We start from the raw sequence: 16,639 nt of genomic DNA on the forward strand, positions 1-16,639 counted from the left end.
AAACTAGCCAAATCCCTTGAACGAAAAACTGTACCAGGGCTTTATCAACGCCTAAGTTACGGCTGCCAAATTCTTTGGCTGTTAATCTACTCGATAATCATGGTTTTGTAGTGCCCGAGCAATGTTAGTTATGTTATTTTCAATTAACGTTAACGCACAATCGAAGCTTTAAGAGTTAGATATTGACAATACAATAAACGCAAAGGACGGCAACGTGATCGTAATCTATGGTATAGACAAACAATTAAACCCAATAAAACGTAAGCTATCAGATGTTATTCATTCTTGTATGCAATCAGTTTTAGGTTTACCTGAAAATAAAAGAGCGCATCGCTTTGTGCCGCTGTCAAAAGACGACTTCTTTTACCCTGACGATAGAACCGAGGCATATACAGTTATCGAAATAAACATGATGAAAGGGCGAGAAATACACACGCAAAAGTCACTTATAAAAGCGTTGTTTAAACAAATTGAGCTAGAGTTAGGAATTTCACCTGTAGATATCGAGATTACGATTAAAGAACAAGAAAAGTATCAGTGGGGTTTCCGCGGAATGACAGGTGATGAAGCCCTTGATTTGAAGTATAAGGTAAACGTGTAGCTCATTAATATGTCCGGTTTAATTTTTCCACTATTTACGCATGTACTTCTTTGTACTGTACTTTACGCATTACTCACCATAGCTCGTGCACCGGTTATATGGGGTGTGGGGCAGAGCAACGATGGTTTAAACCCTTTCAGCAATATTCAGCCTAAAATCAGCGCGAACCTAAGCAATCAATTCGAGTGGCCACTATTTTTTTACATTGCCAGTGTATTGCTTATCGCAATGGATGAGCCAATAGACAGTGTGCAAATCTACTTGGCTTGGGTATTTGTAGTTGGCAGAGTGTCGCACAGCATTGTTCAAATATTTACCAACAATATTAGATTGCGTGGTATGGTGTTTACCATCAATTTTGTTGCTGTGTTGGCTATGTGGGCCTTGATTTTTATTGGTGAAATTGGCTTATAACCCTGCCGTTAGAAGAACAAGAATACTGAGTATAGGGCGTCGTTAGTGACGAAGTTATTAGACAGCCACCATTTAGTAAAAGCGCTACTTAACAAAAGCACCGTTTAGTAAAAGCACTATTTAAAAAAAAGCAAAAACGAGCACTAAAGTTATGGAAGACGTTTTAGAACCGCTGGGCCGCTTTATACTTCGAATACTCAAGTGGATAGTCGTAGACGCTATCGTTAACTTCGTGATAACTGGTACAGGCCATGTGGTGCTTAAGCTTTTAACCTTTGGCAAATACCCGCGAGCGGGTAGAGATGAAGGAAGAACCTTCGCTGTTGGTTTTGTTAGCTTAGCCGTTGTCTTGGTCTGCCTTACGCTGATTGCTTAATATTTAAAAAGGATATTTAAATGAATATGGATAAGTGGGCAAAAACACGAGAGAAAGGAAAACAGCGCTTCGTTTTAGTAAACGGTGTTTTAGGGTGGGGCATACCTACTGCCATCCTCTGGGCGGTATTGATGGAGTTTATTGAACCATTGGAAAATATTTGGGTACGCCCGATCATTGCTTTGATCATTTTTCCCATTGCAGGTATCGCTTTTGGCCACTTAACGTGGAACAGATCTGAGAAAACTTACGAAAAAGCGACGAGTAATACTCTGTAACTTCTCTAGGCTAGCTTTTTACTTATAACCCAGTAAGGTATAAGTTCTTATTTCTTTATGCTAATTCAGAGAAGTACATGGAAGTATCGAAAGCAAGTATTCAAAAAGCAGTAGCGAAGAATATCATCTCTGAACAGCAGGGCATTGACCTTTACAGCTTCTTTCAGGCAGAAAGCCAGTATGCTCCCGCTTTCACCTTTACCCATATTCTCTATTACTTGGGCGGCCTTATCGCTATTGGCGCCATGACTTTGTTTATGAATTTGGGGTGGGAACAGTTTGGCGGCTTAGGGATCATCTTCATATCATTGCTCTACGCTGGTGTAGGGTTAAAGCTTGCGAACTCTTTATCAAATAAAAACCATATTATTCCGGCCGGTATTTGCGCAACCTTTGTCGTGTGTTTAACACCGCTTGCTATCTACGGTTTTCAGCAATGGCTTGGCCTTTGGCCCGATAGCGATGCAGTCTATCGTCAGTTTCATACACGGGTTAAATGGCTATGGTTGTACATGGAACTAGGTACATTGGTGACTGGGTTGATCGTTGCTTGGCGCTATAAATATCCATTCTTGATAATGCCTATTGCAGTAACACTCTGGTATATCAGTATGGATGCTGTCATGCTTCTCATCGACCAAGACGATATGTGGGATTCATACACATGGGAATTTCGCGCACAAGTATCTATGTACTTCGGCATACTTATGACCGCATTGGCGTTTTGGGTTGATTTACGGTCAAGGCACACTGCCGACTACGCATTTTGGTTATATTTATTCGGCGTTATTGCGTTTTGGGGCGGGCTTACTAGCCAAAACTCAGACAGCGAACTTTCAAAGTTTTTCTATTTTTGTATAAACCTAGTCATGGTTGGGCTAGGCGCATTATTGGTTCGAAAAGTATTTGTGATATTTGGCGCGTTAGGCAGCTGTTTCTATTTAGGGCACTTGGCCTCGAATGTGTTTAAAGACAGTTGGCTTTTTCCTGTTGCGTTAACGGCTATTGGTTTAGGCGTAGTGTATATAGGAATATGGTGGCAAAAAAATGAAGTTAAGATCACACGTAAAGCCCGTGATGTCTTGCCAAAGCCGTTGCAGGAGCTTCTAGACAATAAGCTTAGGTAAAAAGCTAAACTAAAAGCTGGTTGTCAATAGACCCTCGTTGGTTGTGATAAAAGTAGATATCGAATAATAGACATAAACAATAGCCTCGATAAAAGCAGACAGATTAGCTTGATAAAGTGGCAATGACGCAAGGTAGTAAATAGAAATGTCAGATAATAAAAAAGAGTTCAAAGACCCTTCAAACCTTATAGCGTGGATTAAATACTTTCTATGCTTTCAAGTTGTTCTAGCTTTTGTCGCTATCGGCTCAAATTTAATGGAATACCAGCTTTTAACAGACTTCCAGAACGGCGTTTACTTTAGCCAAGAAATGGCGGTGGCCGATGCCGAGGCTAATGATATGAGGCAAGCCGTTATTGCATTCTCTTATTTAGGCGTGTTTGTTGTTTCTGGAATATTGATTTTAAAATGGATTTATCGAGCAAATCAAAATGCGCGTCAATTTGGTGCGAAAGATATGGCGTTTTCACCAGGCTGGTCGATAGGTTTTTATTTCATTCCCATTGTCTCGCTTTGGAAGCCCTATCAAGCAATGAAAGAAATCTGGCAGGCTAGCCAAAACCCGTCAAATTGGCCAGTTGAAAAAGTGAGCTCAATCTTAGGCATTTGGTGGTTTTTTTGGATTGCGAACAGCGTAGTCGGCCAGGCGGTGTTTAGAATGTCCAGAAGGGCGGAAGAAATTTCTGAAATTATGAATGTGAACTTGGTCTCACAGGCATCAGAAGTTATTTCAATTCCTCTAGCACTAGTCACATGGTTACTAATAAAAAAAGTCTCTGCTGCTCAGCTAGCAATGCGCGATCAAACTAGTGAACAGCAAGAAACTGATGAAGTATCAGACTTAGAACCAGCAAAGTGAAGTTGACCAGCTTTTTATTTCGATAGACTAACGAAATACCCGCTTATGGCGGGTATTTTTTTGGAAGGGTGTTTTAAAATACGTGTTATTGATTAAGTTAAAACGTTCTATCACTACTAGTGCGTAATTTTCCAATGAGTTTTTAAGTATGTTGTTTAAGAAGAAAGCGTTAGCCGTTGTTCTTGTTTCCCTCTGTTCCGCGTTAAGCCTTAATGCTAACGCAAATGAACCTTATGAATTGATGGGCGTGACCACCCAAACGGGTGAAAAAGCGTCCTACCTTGCTACTGAAAAGCATATTACCCTGCCAGTAACCGTTATTAACGGAAAAAGCGACGGTCCAGTTCTGCTACTCACTGCCGGAATTCATGGTGATGAGTTCCCGTCTATGTACGCCTTACAACAACTGCAACAAAACCTTGATCCTAACGCAATGAGCGGTGTGTTGGTGGTGTTGCATTTGGCAAACTTAGACGGGTTTCATAGCAATAGAATAGCGTTAAACCCTAAAGACGAGAAAAACCTTAATAGGGAGTTTCCAGGGAGCGCTGACGGCACACCAACAGAACAAATTGCGGAGTTGCTAACCAGAGAGTTTATTGGCAAAGCGGATTTCTTAATAGACATGCATTCAGGAAGCGCAAATCAAACGTTACTGAATCACGTCTATTCTCCCTTTGTAGGCGATGACGAACTTGATGCTTTAACCTTTGAATTTGCAAAAGCCACAGGCATGCAGCATATCGTTTTGTATGGCGACCGCCCAAGAGATCCTAATAATTCAATTTCATACCCTAACACAGCGATGACGAGAGGGAAGCCTGGCCTTACCACCGAAATAGGGCACTTAGCACAGAGTGATGAAGAGTCTGTAGCAAAAGCGCTAGAAGTGGCAAGGAACGCTATGTATTTTCTAAAAATGTTGCCAGAAAAGCCAAAGCCACACCCAGAGCCAATTATCTACGAAACCATTAAATATCCTAAAAGCTCAAAAACCGGTTTTTTTAAAGCCTCTGTGGTGATAGGTGATAAAGTGACAACTGGGCAGAATATCGGTACGGTCACTGACTATTTTGGTAATTTGGTTGAGTCTCTCAAATCGCCTGTTGATGGCACCGTAATGATGGTTAATCAAATGCCAGCTATCAAAGATGGTCAGTCTGTAATGGCCATTGGTGTAGAGATATCAGAATAACACATTCACTAAGTAAACTGGCTCGAGAATCTAATTCGCCTACTCAATAAAATAAATGTTAAAGTTAAATCACAAAACTGTGATTAGGGAACAAGATGGACTTTCTTTTGAACGTATTGATTTGGGTAGGCGTGGTTATTTTCGGTATTTTTATTGTTGGCTTTATGGCAGCGGCGAAGCTAAATAAACGCCAAGATGAGAATAAGGATTAAAGGCCTGCCAAGCTTGCTATAGAAACTGCAAGAGCAATTGCAGAAAAACAATAAATATTTTCACCCCTTTACTTAAGTTCCTCCGTTTACTGAGAAAAGGGGGAACAACATGCAAACAACAATTCTACCAAGCGCTAATTCGCAAGATTTGGTACAACACAGCGTACTACCTTTTGCAAAAGCGCCTTCCCACAAACGGGCTTTAAGCCTTGCCACTATTGCTCTTGCTGGTGGAACTGTAACCGCTGGTCTATTCGTTTTGATGGCAGAGATGATAAGGCAAGATAGGGTGCATATAAGTGAAGCGCAGCCGGTGTTTTTTGAACCCATCATCTATGAACCTGAAGATGAACGAACTATTACTAAAAAGCCTATTGCGCCAATTGAGCAAGTTATTAAAACGCCGCCGCAAAAAGTAGTCGAGATTGACCCTGAGCCAAATGAAGGCCCAGGCAATTTCGAAATAAATACTCAGGTTCCTAATACTGCGTTAAATTTATCAATAAATTTAAATAGTGCTCAAGGTGATATGCAGGCTACGCCTCAATTTAGGGTCGATCCTACGTACCCGCCAGAGGCGAGTCGAGATGGTATTGAAGGTTGGGTAAAGCTTGGGTTTACGGTAAGTGCTAGCGGCGCTGTATCTGATATAAAGGTATTAGATTCTGAGCCCAAGCGTGTGTTTGATAGAGCAGCACGCCGCGCGCTTAAAAAATGGAAGTACAAGCCCAAGCTGGACGGCGGTAAACCTGTTAGTCAACCAGGTATGGTTGTAGTATTAGATTTCAAACTAGAACAATAAGGATAGCCTATGAGTATAGGCGCAAGCTTGCAAAGCCTGTTTCAAGGCAAGCGCGAAAAAGCGCTGGGAGTGAGTGAAAGGCTAATGCTGCAATACAGCGCAAAAGGTGATGAAGCATCGTTAGCCGCACTTTTTGATTTACACAGCACTAAGCTATTTTATTTCCTTAAGATATTAAGCGATAGCACCATAGCTGAAGATATAAGCCAGCGTACATGGATTAAAGTTATTGAGCACCGCCATTTGTTTAAAAGTGGCGACAATTTCCAAGCTTGGCTGTTCACCATTGGTAGGCGAGCACTTATTGATGAGTTTCGTAAAAACGCCAAGCTTGAATATAGTAACGAAGCTGTAGAGCAATTTACTGTTTCCGAACTAGTTAAGCACGCGCACTCTTCGGTAGAAGATGATGTGGCTAAAGGGTTAGAAAAAGACGTGTTTAAAGCTTGTTTAGCGCAATTGCCTTACAAACAGAAAGAGGCGCTCTCACTGCAGTTTGAGGGTTTTAGTTTATCGCAAATAGCTGATATGTGCGGTGCTGAAAAAGAAACGGTTAAAACACGAATTCGGTATGCCAAAGATAGTCTTAAAATTATGCTGGAGAAATTGTAATCATGTCTATCTCAGATAAAGAGCTACAAGAAGCCTTCAGACGCAGTCAGCTGGTCCAAAAGCAAAATGATTCAACAGCTCAAGAAGCAAATGCCCGGGTACGCGCCAACGTGCTTGCACACAACAAGGTTAATTCAAACGGAAGTGACACAGAGCGTATGTTCGCTGCATTGGCTTCGCACCTTCGTCCCTATTTCGCGTCGTCAACCCTTCGATTTACCGCTGTGGCTTTTGCTATTGTTGCCATGCTCGGTGTGTACAACATCGGAACATTTCAAAGTCGTCACTCGCAAGGTATGCAAACTGCTGCACACAGTGTAGATATTGTTAATTATCACGGTTTTGAAGGTGAAGGTGAATTGTTAGCTAATAATCTTAATAACGACTATCAAGCCCGTTTCAATGCCTATACTCGCCAATATGTCGAGAGAAGTTTAGTTGTTAAAGCAGTAACCCAGCAGCCAGCTACATTGCAATCACAAGATGGGTATTGGCTATTGGTAAATTGTGAAAATCAGCAGGTTGTTGTTTCTGAAAGCCTAATTGCATCGTTAAATATTAATGGCCGTATAGAAGGGGATATTAACGTGGGTACCCAAGTTGCGCTAGCATTCGATAGTCAAGGAAGGATACTGTCTATCAAGCAGCCTACTAAGCCATTGATGTGCTGATATATTTGCGTTGTATCGATGAATAGAAACGCAAAAACGAGGCTGGTAGATGTGAAAATTGCCTTAGCCTCGTTTATTGCAAGGTAGGGTTACTAAACTTACTTGTCTAAATCGTGCGCCCTAAAAGCATTCGGAAGCAACTCACCGATGGTGGTTTCAAACTTCTCACCACTTTGACTAATCATGGTCACGGGCGTTTCATCTGGCGCGAACTCGGCGATTTTTTGTCTGCACCCGCCGCATGGAAAGCAAAACTCATCGTTTGGACTTGCAATAACAATATGTGAGATACGCTTTTGACCTTGTGTAACCATATTGCCAATAGCGGTGGCTTCGGCACATTGACCTAGTGGGAAAGCAGCACTTTCTACGTTACAACCAGAGAAGGTTTCGCCACTAGGCGTAAGTACCGCAGCACCAACTTTAAAGTTGGAATAGGGGGAGTGAGAGTTTTTCTGTGCGTCAAAAGCAAGTTGTGATAGTTGTTCTAAATTATTTTTCTTCATAGCTACCTGTGTTAACCACCCAATACGCTTTACTTTTATCATCAAATGCGAGAAGGTTGGCGGCATTAGCGCCGCAACAAGCGTATACTTTATATACTCTGGCGGTTTTTTCTTTTTTTATAGAATGCTTTTTTACCATGTGCAGAAACGTTAGTCTCATCTTTTTTTCTCTAATCGCTGCTATTTTGACCGGTTGTGCGCAAACACCCCCTGTTTCAGAAAGGCCACAAATGGGTAACCTGCTATTAGCTGAACCTGCGCCTGTAAACCCGCGTTCTGAAATGGCCATTGCGCGCTACAATCAGGTGCTTACTAGCCCCGCGCTTTCAGATGAAGATAAAGCCGAACTACATTTTCAACGGGGCATGTTGTACGACAGTGTAGGTTTGGCCGGTTTGGCGCAGTTTGATTACACCCAAGCTATTAACTTGAAGCCAGATTTGGCTGAAGCCTATAACTCTATGGGCATTCATTATATTCAGCAAAATGACTTTATTCAGGCTTACGACGCGTTTGATTCTACGTTGGAAATCAACCCTGAGTACGACTTTGCGTTTTTAAATCGTGGTATTGCGCTTTATTACGGCGGTCGCGCAGAGCTTGCTACTAACGATCTAAACCGCTTTTTTGAAAAAGACGACAGCGACCCGTTTCGTGCACTGTGGGCTTATTTTGCTCATCACGACGTGTCAGAAACTGAAGGGCAGACCTATTTAGCCTCTATTCGACCGACGCTAGACAATAAGCACTGGGCTACAACGCTGGTGGACTTGTTTTTAGGTACCGTTGATGAAAACGACGTACTCAATTCATTGTTAGACGGTGTAAAAAGCCAAAAAGCATTAACAGACAGATTGTGTGAAGCGTATTTCTACTTAGGTAAATTCCACACTCAACAGGGCAACAGCGGTATTGCATCGAATTACTTCAAGCTTGCACTGAGCACCAATGTCTTTGATTACGTTGAACACCGTTACGCACGAATGGAATTAAATCGTTTGCGTGAACAAGCTAGCAACGAACTGGTTGACGAAGAGTAAGAAAGAAGCGCTATGCGAGGCTTATTTCTAGCAGTGTTTGCACTGCTCATCGTTGCGGGCGATAGTGGGCGCTATGCCCCCCAGCTTATTGCCAATGCAAGCAGCGTGCTTACATCGTTACACCAAAGGTCAGACAGCCTCCAAGTAGAAAGCGGAGGCTTTGCATCGGACGGTGATGACGCTAACAGCGAACTACAACATGCCGCCGAATCTAGTTCGAGTTCCGCTGCACTTAATAACACCAATCATAACCCTGAGCATGATGCGCTAGCGCTACTTTGGTTAGCCGCAAAGCAGGGCAGTGAAAATGCACAGGCACGCTTACTTAATGAGTTTGAGCGTGCGCATGCAGCAAATTTTCCGTCTACTAATTTTATTGATGAAGCTACTGCAACCTATTTTCTAGAGAAGCTAGTTAATCTAGAAAATGCAGACGCTGCATGGTTGCTGTACCAAATATTGGGTGAAGAAGGCGCGTCACAGCGCTTCATGCGCTTAGCGGCGCTCGGCGAGGTTGCAGAGGCACAGCTTGCGTTTGCAATGTCTACCGATTCACCAGAAAAGCGAGAGAAGTGGCTTGTTCGTGCTGCCTCGCAAAACTATCTACCTGCACAGGCTGCGTTGGCCGATTGGTATCTTCTACATGGGCAACAACAGTTAGCGAAACCGCTACTCGCAGCAACCGCTACCTTAGACATGCAAAGTGCGTTTAAGTATGCTCGCCTTCTGTGGGACGAAGGAGAGTTTTCTGAGGCCAAGCAGCATTTTAGCTTTGCTGCGAAGAAAGGGCATCTTCAAGCAGAAAAAGCCTTAGAGGCAATTAGTCTTTATACTCCTTATTCTGTAGAACAAGCCATGAAAAAGGCTCCTTTAGCAAATTGGCGAAGTGAAGGAGAGTGTCTTCAGCGCGTACAGCCATTTGCTACCAGCTTAGCCACTATCATGCGTGCTCACAGCCTTTATAACTCATTTAATGACGACTCCCGTCTACAAAACCTTTCCATATGCTTAGCGCCGCCTATTTGGCTTAAACACGATATACTAAATTGCGATCCGGATTATAAAAATGCTGGAGTTTTAGGTTGTGATATTACCCCGTTAGCGAACATCGCGAAAAAGCAGAAATTTAGTCATGCAGTAGTAGTGGCAGAGCAGGGGAAAGCAAATGTTCAAAACGGCGTAATGTATTTAGACATTAGCGACGCTTATTCAGTGTTTGTTCATGAGCTAGCGCACTTCGCGGGCTTCGCTGACGAATATTCTATCGGCAAAGGCATGGCAAATAGGCTGTGCGATGAAGATGGAATAAGTGATTTTGCACCACCAAATTTAATCGTAGACTCTGAGTATTGGTATGCACCGCACGAAACGGTAGAAAATTGGCTAGAGATAGATCCAGCAACCATTATTGCTCGCGCTAAAACGTGCACAGTATTAGGTGAAAAAAGCTATAAGCCCAGTCGCCGCATTACCTTTATGGAACATCACGATAGTGGCGTGATCCCACCTTTATATTTGGTGCTTTGGCAGCAGCAGCTGAAAAAACAAAACACGCAGCGACCCATTTCAATGAATTTCTTCCAGGCGTTCCACAATAGCGGCAACCAAAAGGAAGCCGCACACTGGTTAGCCGAATACGAAGCCTTTACTGGTGGAAAATAACCGCAGTTGTCATTACGAAAACAATACACTCGCCACTAACTGGCGAGTGTGTCTTTAAGCTCTCTTACCCACATAGACGTTGCACCACAAATTGCTACGGGCATAACGATAAAGTTAACCACGGGAATAAGTGAGAATATATTCACCATCATTCCAAACGTCATTGCTTTCCCTTTGTGTTCGCCAAGGTGCAGGCGCATGCGTGTGAAATCTACTTTGTGATTATCGTATGGGTAGTCGCAATATTGGATTGCCATCATCCAGGCGTTAAATAAGAACCACAAGACTTGCCCGATAATAGGTAGGAAAAAGAACAATAACAAAAAACCAATAGCGCGGGGTAAATACCAAACGAGCTTGGTAAGTTCACGGCCTACAGTTCTAGGAATGTCTTTAACTAAAGCCATTACGCCCTCGTCACCTAAATCTTGACCCGTTAGGTGACGCTCTACTTTTTCTGATAATACACCGTTAAACGGCGCAGCTATCCAGTTGGCCAGTGTGCCAAAGATAAGTGCGAAAATGAGCAATACGCTGATGACTGCTAGGGGCCACAAGAAAAAGCTGATCGCTGTTTTTATCCAGCCTAACCATTCAGGTACAAGATCAATCACATAAGCGATACCCATTTCTATTTGGCCAAATAAGAAGTAAAAAGCCACAGAAAAAAGCACTAAGTTTATTGTTAGAGGTACAAAAACAAAACGCTTTAATCCTTTGGTTTTTATAAGCGAAAAGCCTTCAAAGAAATAATGTACACCGCCTGAACTCATTCGTACTCCTTCGCGTTTGAAACGCTGTGTTTGTTAACTATCTGCTCTATCATACGCGCTTGGCGTATTCTCTGCCTAACTCAGTGAAATGGTAATTGTTACAAGCTGTTAGATTTGGTAGAGTCGAAGCATAATAACAAAAGAATCTTCCGTGTGATTGCATCATTTCTACATCAACTGCTATTTCAGCCGATGGTTAGCTGGTTTCTGGCTAACATCAAGGTGATACCGCGTGCAGCTTTGTGTTTAAGAGGGATGATGTGTGAGGCTTAAAAAGATTAAGCTCGCGGGTTTCAAGTCCTTTGTTGAGCCAACTACTATTCCATTCCCCGGCGAAATGACCGCCATCGTAGGCCCTAACGGCTGCGGCAAGTCGAATGTTATTGATGCTGTACGTTGGGTTTTAGGGGAAAGTTCTGCCAAAAACTTACGCGGCGATGCAATGACCGACGTGATTTTTAATGGCTCTTCGTCTCGTAAGCCAGTGGGGCAATCTAGCGTTGAACTTGTTTTCGACAACAGTGCAGGGCGGATAGCGGGCGAATTTGCCAATTACAATGAGCTATCTGTTAAACGCTTAGTTACACGGGACGCCACCTCTACCTATTTTCTAAACGGCACTAAATGTCGCCGGCGTGACGTCACCGATCTGTTTCTAGGAACAGGGCTAGGCCCCCGGTCTTACGCCATCATTGAGCAAGGTATGATCTCGCGGCTTATTGAATCTAAGCCACAAGATTTGCGTGTATTCATAGAAGAAGCCGCTGGTATCTCAAAATACAAAGAGCGCCGTAGAGAGACAGAAAACCGTATAAGGCACACGCAAGATAACCTTGAACGATTAAATGATGTGCGTGATGAATTGGGCAAGCAGCTCGAAAAGTTACAGCGTCAGGCAGCCGCGGCTACTCGTTACAAAACGCTACGTGCACAGGCCAGAGAGCTGAAAGGCCAGTTAGCAGCCCTTCGTTTTCTGAAAAATAGTGAACATATTGAAGCGCTGCAAAAACAGCAGCAGGCATTGCAGTTAGAAGTGGACGACTTAGTGGCTCGACTACAGGGCGATGAAGCTGGGCTTGAGTCGTATAAAATCAAGCAGCTGGAAACAAAACAGACTATCGATGATCTTCAACAGCAGCTGTTCACTACCAGTAACGCAATAACGCGACTAGAGCAAAATGCGCTGCACGCAAAGCAACGCAAAGGGCAGGTAGAGCAAGAGTTAGCACGAATTGGCGAGCAACACGAATTGCTTAACCACTCTATTGACGAGGCACAGGAAGCGCTTGCGGTGTCAAACGAGGCCCTTGAAAACATTGAGCCTGAATTTGCCCTAAAGGAAGCAGAGTTAGAGCATGCCAAAGAGCGTTTTGAAGACGCTGAACAAGCGCTAAGAGAGTTTAACGCCCAAGCCCGAGCGCAAGAGCAAACCTACAATCAACTTCGTCAAAATGTTCAGCAATGCCATAGCCAAATTCAGTCAACGATGAGCATGCAGTTACGCACGTCTCAGCGTATCAGTGAACTACAAGAAGAGCTAAAACAGCTAGACGATGAAGATTTTGCCAATCAGATAGCGTTTTTAGAAGAGCAATGTAGCGAACTTGATTTTGACATTGACGAAACAAAGCAATTACTTCAAGAGTCGAATCAAAAGGTGTCGCAGCAACAAGGCGAGGTCAATGCTATTGAAGCGAAGCGCCGTGATGTGCAGGGCCAGTTACAAACCGCACTGTCCACAAAAGCTGCGCTAGAAGCGCTTCAGCAAGATGCCTCAAATAATGAAGATGTACTATTAGACGGGATAGAAAAGCTGTGGCAGCAGTTTAGCTCTAACCAAACTCTTGCACCTTGCGTAGAATCGATTTTACAACACGCAAAAGACCCCGTTGTTGCCAAAAGCCATGACATACAGGCACTGCTTCAAAACCACGCTTATTTGCCAAGTGGCATTAAAGTGTTTACCGACAAGGCGTTTGTAAGCACTGCCAGAATTGGTTCATTAGCACACGCTCTATTAACTGAAACTAGCAGGAATGAATCGTCAACACAGCGTGTTCCCGCATTTTTTAATGACATTTACCTTTGTAGCAACGATGACGAACTTGCGGCAACGATTGAAACTGCTTTTAACAATGAACCTGAACCTGAAGGTATAGCCAAGGAGTTTACTAGCGTAGTTTCGCCTTCAGGGTTGTGGGCAAGCTCACAGTGGGTAGTGAAACCTGGCGAAGCAAGCGACGGTGCTTTGCAGCGGGCGAACAAAATTAAGGCGCTGGTAGACAGCATTGAAGAAACTGAAAGCCTTATAGATGAGATTGAGCATTCATTAGAGCGCGCCAAACAGGCACTTGAACAGAGCGAAGCGCAAAAGCAGGCTATTCAGAGCGCCTTGGGTGAAAAAGAAAACCAGCGCGCACAGATTAAAAATAAACTTTCTTTGCTTGAAATGCAGCAAGAGCAACAGTCTACACGAACTGCCAAACTTAATGACGAGTTAGCAAAGCAAGAGTTAATGTTAACGAAAGAAGAAGAGCAGTTAGCTCAGCTTTCGGAAAAGTTAGAGCTCCAAGAGGCACAAATTCTTGAACACGAAGTACACATTGACGATGTGAACGCTAAGCGTGACGCAAATGAGCGAACTGCGTCAGAGTTGCGCGCGTTAGTTGATACATTAACGTCGCAAAATCATGAGCTTGCACTTAAGAAGCAACAGTTAGAGAACCATCAGAATTTATATAGTCAGCAGGTTACGCGTAACCTTCAGCAGCGTGAAGAGTACATAAAAAACAAAGAAAGATTACAAAAAGAACTTACACAGCTTACGTCTCCTGAAGAAATGCAAGAAGCAGAGCTTCAGTCGCTGTTGGAAAACAAATCGGAATTAGAACAGCTGAAAAGTGCTAAGCAAAGTAGTCTTGGAGACATAGAGCAGTGGTTAAGAGAAGCCGAAAAAGGGCATCAAGCTTTGGGTAAAGATATTCAAACGCGACAGACAAACATCGATAAACTCAACATTGATATTGAAGGATATCGGGTACGTGCGAATACGATTTTAGAACAGCTTGATGAAACGCAGCAATCGCTGAAGAGCATTCTAGAAACCTTACCTGAAGATGCCGAAGAGAAGCGCTGGCAAGAAGATCTTGAAAAAACGCAGGCTAATTTGCAGCGCTTAGGTGCTGTGAACTTAGCTGCGGTTGAAGAATATGAAACCCAGTCGGAAAGAAAGTCACATTTAGATACACAGCACAACGACCTGACCGAAGCCTTAGAAACGCTACAGTCGGCCATTCGGAAAATTGATAAAGAAACCCGCACACGCTTTTCTACCACCTTTGAGCAGGTTAACGAAGACCTTAAAACGTTATTTCCCAAAGTGTTTGGGGGCGGTTCGGCGTATCTTGCGCTTACCGATGACGATTTGTTAGAAACTGGGGTGACGATAATGGCTCGCCCCCCTGGTAAGAAAAATAGTACGATTCACCTCTTAAGCGGTGGAGAAAAAGCACTAACCGCTTTATCATTGGTGTTTGCTATTTTCAGATTAAATCCGGCTCCATTTTGTTTGCTGGATGAAGTAGATGCACCATTGGATGATGCAAATGTAGGGCGCTTTTGTAACTTAGTGTCAGAAATGTCACAAACAGTGCAGTTTATTTATATCACCCACAATAAAATAGCGATGGAAATGGCCAGTCACCTAACCGGTGTTACCATGGCGGAACCGGGAGTTTCGCGCATGGTGGCGGTAGATGTGGACGAGGCTGTAGCCTTCGCAGAAGCATAACAAAGGGCGAAAGAAATTAAATGGAAGATCAATTACGTCTATTTTTACTCCTTGGAGGCACGGTTTTTATTATTGCAGTGCTTGCCCATGGTATTTGGAAAATTCGTAAAAACAGTAAGCCTTCAGAAAAAGAGCGCTTAGAGCCTCGGCAGTGGGAAGACGATGACAACGATTTTGAATCTGACGAGCAGGAACGCTTTGATGAACTTGGCATTGGCGCAGTACGTGTAGTTAGTAAAGCACAAGAACAAGACGGCAAGACACAACCCAATGCTTCTAACAGCGCTATGCATAGCACTGACAATCAGGGCCTAAGTGATGGTCTTGATAATAGCACTGAAGCATTTGAAGAAGATGCTGGAAATACTCCCTTTCAGGAAGCCCATAGCAAGCAACCTAACGAGGAGCAAGGCACTCCTGGTGACTCAACTGCGCCTTCAGATGTAAAAGAGACCACGGCTAAAGCTCCAAAGTTGTACGGTTCAGTAGTCACAAACCCGAAGCCTCACATGAAAGAACAGTCACGTTCTGTCGAAGGTGTATCAAACAGGGGCACTAACAAAAGCGAGGATAATGCTGCTGCGTTCCCTGAACCTCCAGGCTTTTTACTTCGTGAAGGAGAGGAGCAAGAGGAAACATCTTTAGAGTCGCACGGGCAGCGTGAAGAAGGTCAGCAGCCTAACGCTCCAGATAGCCTAGAGAGTACCGCTAGCGCACAGTCGCATGACCAGACCCACAGTCAATCGGGCGGTCATCAAGAAAGAGGGCGTTCAGAACCAGTCCGTCCTGCACAAAAATTTTATATTGACCCTACGCTTGAGGAAGTGCCAGAAGAAGTAAAAGTGCCGGCTAAAAACGAGAAAGAAGTCGCTGATTTTAGTTTAGATGCACCAGAAGAGTCATTTTCATCAAGCGAGAGTTATGAGGAAAATGAACAGCCGCGACGATTTTCACGTAACAAACGAAGCAAAACGCCAGTGAGAAGACGTGAAGAGCCGAATTTCGGTGACGATCAAATGCGCATTGATTTCGACACTAGCGAAGCAGATAGCGCTGATTTCGGTAACGAGAATTTTAGTGCAAATGAGTCAGGCACTGAGGGTAGTGACGGTTCATCGAAGCCAGACAAGTCGTCTATAGAGCCTGAAGTTTTAGTGTTGAATGTACGAACACCAGAAGGCGAACCTATTTCTGGTGCGGCATTATTGCCTATGTTGTTAACATTAGGGTTTAAATTTGGTGATCAGGATATTTTCCACCGTCACGTAAACTCAAATGGTAAAGGGCCTGTATTATTTAGCCTGGCTAACATGTTTAAGCCTGGAGTTTTTGACATTGATAACCTTGAAAACTTTGAGACCCAAGGTGTTTCACTGTTTATGATATTGCCTATTGAGGGTGATCCTCATCAGGTGTTTAACATGATGCATAACGCAGCGCGCAAGTTGGCAGATGAATTCGGCGCACAGGTACTTGACGGACGCCGCAGCGTGTTAACGAAGCAAGGCTTACAGCAATACGTTGAAAAAATTCGTGAATTTGAACGCAAACGTATGATTGCACGCAATTAGCGTTATTGTTATCGCCTGCGTTTTAGTCGCACGGTTGTAACAACCAATCGCGAGAGCGATATAAAAAGGACTTGGCTTATACCCAGGTCCTTTTCTATTGATTAGGGCCTGCTAATCGTTGCTGTACAGTAAAAATCAGCAGGCTACAGC

At 43.5% G+C, this 16,639-nt stretch carries 16 protein-coding genes; 14 read left to right on the forward strand and 2 right to left on the reverse strand.

What is annotated here, in order from left to right; genetic code table 11:
* The first annotated feature begins 214 nt into the window (after positions 1-214).
* From E5672_RS06450 to E5672_RS06495, 10 genes are all read left to right on the forward strand, one after another.
* Positions 215-601, forward strand: a complete 387-nt coding sequence (locus E5672_RS06450) for a tautomerase family protein (RefSeq protein ID WP_136781449.1) — start codon at positions 215-217, stop codon at positions 599-601.
* 9 nt (positions 602-610) lie between these two features.
* The gene (locus E5672_RS06455; RefSeq protein ID WP_136781450.1) at positions 611-1,015 is read left to right on the forward strand and encodes an MAPEG family protein; all 405 of its coding nucleotides are present in this window, start codon (positions 611-613) and stop codon (positions 1,013-1,015) included.
* A 151-nt stretch (positions 1,016-1,166) separates the two neighbouring features.
* Positions 1,167-1,391, forward strand: coding sequence for a hypothetical protein (locus E5672_RS06460; RefSeq protein WP_136781451.1), 225 nt, complete (start codon positions 1,167-1,169; stop codon positions 1,389-1,391).
* A gap of 20 nt (positions 1,392-1,411) precedes the next feature.
* Positions 1,412-1,669 (forward strand): type III secretion system chaperone family protein, encoded by a 258-nt coding sequence (locus E5672_RS06465; RefSeq protein WP_136781452.1) that lies wholly within the window; start codon positions 1,412-1,414, stop codon positions 1,667-1,669.
* A gap of 77 nt (positions 1,670-1,746) precedes the next feature.
* Positions 1,747-2,796, forward strand: coding sequence for a DUF2157 domain-containing protein (locus E5672_RS06470; protein WP_136781453.1), 1,050 nt, complete (start codon positions 1,747-1,749; stop codon positions 2,794-2,796).
* 145 nt (positions 2,797-2,941) lie between these two features.
* Complete coding sequence (locus E5672_RS06475) at positions 2,942-3,655, forward strand: DUF4328 domain-containing protein (RefSeq protein ID WP_240692172.1); 714 nt, start codon at positions 2,942-2,944, stop codon at positions 3,653-3,655.
* Between the two features lie 148 nt (positions 3,656-3,803).
* Complete coding sequence (locus E5672_RS06480) at positions 3,804-4,850, forward strand: succinylglutamate desuccinylase/aspartoacylase family protein (RefSeq protein ID WP_240692173.1); 1,047 nt, start codon at positions 3,804-3,806, stop codon at positions 4,848-4,850.
* Positions 4,851-5,171: 321 nt separating this feature from the next.
* Positions 5,172-5,864 carry an energy transducer TonB gene (locus E5672_RS06485; RefSeq protein ID WP_136781455.1) on the forward strand — a complete coding sequence of 231 codons (693 nt, stop codon included), beginning with the start codon at positions 5,172-5,174 and terminating at the stop codon, positions 5,862-5,864.
* 9 nt (positions 5,865-5,873) lie between these two features.
* Positions 5,874-6,476, forward strand: coding sequence for an RNA polymerase sigma factor (locus E5672_RS06490; protein WP_136781456.1), 603 nt, complete (start codon positions 5,874-5,876; stop codon positions 6,474-6,476).
* 2 nt (positions 6,477-6,478) lie between these two features.
* The gene (locus E5672_RS06495; RefSeq protein ID WP_136781457.1) at positions 6,479-7,147 is read left to right on the forward strand and encodes a hypothetical protein; all 669 of its coding nucleotides are present in this window, start codon (positions 6,479-6,481) and stop codon (positions 7,145-7,147) included.
* A 98-nt stretch (positions 7,148-7,245) separates the two neighbouring features.
* Here E5672_RS06495 and cdd read toward each other — a convergent pair whose 3' ends face one another.
* On the reverse strand, positions 7,246-7,653 hold the full coding sequence (gene cdd, locus E5672_RS06500) for a cytidine deaminase (RefSeq protein WP_338081706.1): 408 nt from the start codon (positions 7,651-7,653) through the stop codon (positions 7,246-7,248).
* A 137-nt stretch (positions 7,654-7,790) separates the two neighbouring features.
* On the opposite strand from cdd, the gene nlpI reads away from it, so the two are divergent.
* Together nlpI and E5672_RS06510 are read left to right on the forward strand one after the other, a co-directional pair.
* The gene (gene nlpI, locus E5672_RS06505) at positions 7,791-8,693 is read left to right on the forward strand and encodes a lipoprotein NlpI (protein ID WP_136781459.1); all 903 of its coding nucleotides are present in this window, start codon (positions 7,791-7,793) and stop codon (positions 8,691-8,693) included.
* Between the two features lie 12 nt (positions 8,694-8,705).
* Complete coding sequence (locus E5672_RS06510) at positions 8,706-10,355, forward strand: SEL1-like repeat protein (RefSeq protein ID WP_136781460.1); 1,650 nt, start codon at positions 8,706-8,708, stop codon at positions 10,353-10,355.
* A gap of 35 nt (positions 10,356-10,390) precedes the next feature.
* Here E5672_RS06510 and cysZ read toward each other — a convergent pair whose 3' ends face one another.
* Entirely contained in the window at positions 10,391-11,128 is a 738-nt protein-coding gene (gene cysZ, locus E5672_RS06515) for a sulfate transporter CysZ (protein ID WP_136781461.1), read from the reverse strand.
* Positions 11,129-11,390: 262 nt separating this feature from the next.
* Between cysZ and smc the strand changes: the two genes are divergently transcribed.
* Both smc and zipA read left to right on the forward strand, forming a co-directional pair.
* On the forward strand, positions 11,391-14,918 hold the full coding sequence (smc, locus tag E5672_RS06520; RefSeq protein WP_136781462.1) for a chromosome segregation protein SMC: 3,528 nt from the start codon (positions 11,391-11,393) through the stop codon (positions 14,916-14,918).
* A 20-nt stretch (positions 14,919-14,938) separates the two neighbouring features.
* Positions 14,939-16,489 (forward strand): cell division protein ZipA, encoded by a 1,551-nt coding sequence (gene zipA, locus E5672_RS06525; RefSeq protein WP_136781463.1) that lies wholly within the window; start codon positions 14,939-14,941, stop codon positions 16,487-16,489.
* Positions 16,490-16,639 lie beyond the last annotated feature (150 nt).

Origin of the sequence: Alteromonas portus (assembly GCF_005117025.1) — a bacterium.
Lineage (GTDB): Bacteria > Pseudomonadota > Gammaproteobacteria > Enterobacterales > Alteromonadaceae > Alteromonas > Alteromonas portus.

What these genes read in the sequence shown, in the direction of transcription:
- E5672_RS06455 (WP_136781450.1), top strand. Translation starts at nt 611, where the DNA reads ATGTCCGGTTTAATTTTTCCACTATTTACGCATGTACTTCTTTGTACT.
- E5672_RS06460 (WP_136781451.1), top strand. Translation starts at nt 1,167, where the DNA reads ATGGAAGACGTTTTAGAACCGCTGGGCCGCTTTATACTTCGAATACTC.
- E5672_RS06465 (WP_136781452.1), top strand. Translation starts at nt 1,412, where the DNA reads ATGAATATGGATAAGTGGGCAAAAACACGAGAGAAAGGAAAACAGCGC.
- E5672_RS06470 (WP_136781453.1), top strand. Translation starts at nt 1,747, where the DNA reads ATGGAAGTATCGAAAGCAAGTATTCAAAAAGCAGTAGCGAAGAATATC.
- E5672_RS06475 (WP_240692172.1), top strand. Translation starts at nt 2,942, where the DNA reads ATGTCAGATAATAAAAAAGAGTTCAAAGACCCTTCAAACCTTATAGCG.
- E5672_RS06480 (WP_240692173.1), top strand. Translation starts at nt 3,804, where the DNA reads ATGTTGTTTAAGAAGAAAGCGTTAGCCGTTGTTCTTGTTTCCCTCTGT.
- E5672_RS06485 (WP_136781455.1), top strand. Translation starts at nt 5,172, where the DNA reads ATGCAAACAACAATTCTACCAAGCGCTAATTCGCAAGATTTGGTACAA.
- E5672_RS06490 (WP_136781456.1), top strand. Translation starts at nt 5,874, where the DNA reads ATGAGTATAGGCGCAAGCTTGCAAAGCCTGTTTCAAGGCAAGCGCGAA.
- E5672_RS06495 (WP_136781457.1), top strand. Translation starts at nt 6,479, where the DNA reads ATGTCTATCTCAGATAAAGAGCTACAAGAAGCCTTCAGACGCAGTCAG.
- cdd (WP_338081706.1), bottom strand. Translation starts at nt 7,653, where the DNA reads ATGAAGAAAAATAATTTAGAACAACTATCACAACTTGCTTTTGACGCA.
- nlpI (WP_136781459.1), top strand. Translation starts at nt 7,791, where the DNA reads ATGTGCAGAAACGTTAGTCTCATCTTTTTTTCTCTAATCGCTGCTATT.
- E5672_RS06510 (WP_136781460.1), top strand. Translation starts at nt 8,706, where the DNA reads ATGCGAGGCTTATTTCTAGCAGTGTTTGCACTGCTCATCGTTGCGGGC.
- cysZ (WP_136781461.1), bottom strand. Translation starts at nt 11,128, where the DNA reads ATGAGTTCAGGCGGTGTACATTATTTCTTTGAAGGCTTTTCGCTTATA.
- zipA (WP_136781463.1), top strand. Translation starts at nt 14,939, where the DNA reads ATGGAAGATCAATTACGTCTATTTTTACTCCTTGGAGGCACGGTTTTT.